The 491-nt window shown below is 57.2% G+C and carries 1 pseudogene; it reads right to left on the minus strand.

Features of this window, described 5'->3' with window-relative positions:
* Nucleotides 1-491: pseudogene (locus tag ACHAC9_RS24540) on the minus strand (helix-turn-helix domain-containing protein); the annotation flags it as partial.

The raw sequence follows: 491 nt of genomic DNA on the forward strand, positions 1-491 counted from the left end.
GCTGCCGTCACGCGTCGGTAGCCATAGCGCCCTTTGTGACGGGCGAAGAGCGTACTGATTTGCCCTTTCAAGGCCTCGTGTTTATCGTCCGCCTGAGCTGCCTTCTGTTGATAGTAGAAGGTGCTGCGCGCCAAGCCAGCCAGTTTCAGCAGGCCGGCAAGAGGGAAGTTTCGCCTCAGTTCAATGACTACTTGCGCTTTTTGCGCGTTGTCGTTCGCGGCTGTTGCTGCGCTTGAACCAAGGCTCTCAACTTTTTTAGGTAAGCCACCTCCATGCGCAGCTGGTTCACCTCGGTGACCAGCTCCTCGTGGGTACGGCCGGCTGCATCTGGCAGCAATTCTGTTTTTATGTCGGGCAGTTCGGGCATTTTCTTGGGGCGGCCGCGCTTGCGTGGCGTCAGGGCTTCTAAACCGCCCGCATCATAACAGCGCTTCCATCGCCCAATGCATCCGGCACTGCGAATATTGAACAACGCAGCAGCATCCCCATTA

The organism is Massilia sp. CMS3.1 (genome assembly GCF_051262535.1).
Taxonomy (GTDB): domain Bacteria; phylum Pseudomonadota; class Gammaproteobacteria; order Burkholderiales; family Burkholderiaceae_D; genus Telluria.